The organism is Ketobacter sp. MCCC 1A13808, assembly GCF_009746715.1.
Lineage (GTDB): Bacteria > Pseudomonadota > Gammaproteobacteria > Pseudomonadales > Ketobacteraceae > Ketobacter.
The window spans coordinates 1-1,163 of record NZ_VRKW01000065.1 but is presented as its reverse complement, the minus strand read 5'-3'; the positions used below and the strand labels follow the sequence as shown (position 1 = coordinate 1,163).

Here is a 1,163-nt window from a genome sequence, read left to right as displayed (position 1 = left end):
ATCTGCCCGGGCCTCCGAGTTATTGCAATCGCAATTATGGCAGCCGCTGTCCGCCTATCCGTTACAGCCGCAATTGAGCGAATCCAATATTTCCTTTGTTGAGGGTGCCGGGCCGCAAACCGCCGGGTTAAATGAATATCACTCACTGTTCACGCAAGACGGAATATATGCAAGTCTGGATGGCTACGGGGGGGGCGACGGAACCTGGAGTGAAGACGTAACAGGCTCTTTTTTAGCAGGACCATTGGCAGTGAGTGTAGGCCAGTTTCATTTTGAATCTGATGGCTGGAGACCCAACTCCTGGCAGGAACAGGATATTCTTAACGGCTTAGTTCAATGGCAGTTATCACCGTCCACCAGTTTTCAATTTGAAGCCAGCACGTTGGATTGGGATCAGGGGGATTTATCCCCCCACTTTGATAGACAGCTGTTGAATCTTATCGGCAAGACAACCGAGCGAAATAATTATCGGCTTGGCCTCCGGCACAAATTTAACCCAAGAATCGCTGTCATTGTTTCTTTAGCTGGGAGTGAGAGCGATGTTGGACAGAATTCGGTAGCAAATGCGCCTGATGCAGACGTTTCACTTATGTCTGATGTTGCTGCCGATAGGACCTCGGTTGAAGTGCAAGCTGTACAAAGGTTTGAAAGTACTCATTTGATATATGGGTTAGGCTCAACTTTAGCTGAGTCCGACCTTTCAGTAGAATATCTGCTGGAAAACCGCAATATAGGTAGCCCAGGTCTGACCGGAATTCAATTACTGCAAGATAAGACAAGGGCGATGCCGGAGCAGATTAGTGCTTACGTATATGTTTCCCATGATTGGCTCGATGTTCTCGATATAGAAGCAGGGCTTGGATTTGTGTCTCTAGACCATGATTACAAATCATCGTTATACACGTCATTTCAAATTGTCGATGCGAATGGCAATGTTTTGGACGAAGTAAATGGTGCCCCCCAATTTACTGATTTTGAAATGGATGATGAAATATGGCTACCTAAGCTCGGGTTTTCGTCCAAAATATCTGACTTGGTGAGGTCCCTGTGTGTCAACCTGCTCCTGCACCAGCTGATTTTGAGTTAACATCTAAATCAGGGTGAGTCAGGAGCCAGTTATGCCAAAGCCGGAAAGTCCCAATTCGCAGGAAGTAATCCCGAAC

The 1,163-nt window shown here is 46.9% G+C and carries 1 protein-coding gene; it reads left to right on the top strand.

Going from position 1 to position 1,163, the window contains the following annotated elements:
* The first annotated feature begins 22 nt into the window (after positions 1-22).
* Positions 23-1,087, top strand: coding sequence for a hypothetical protein (locus FT643_RS23040; protein WP_156873742.1), 1,065 nt, complete (start codon positions 23-25; stop codon positions 1,085-1,087).
* The last annotated feature ends 76 nt before the right edge of the window (positions 1,088-1,163 follow it).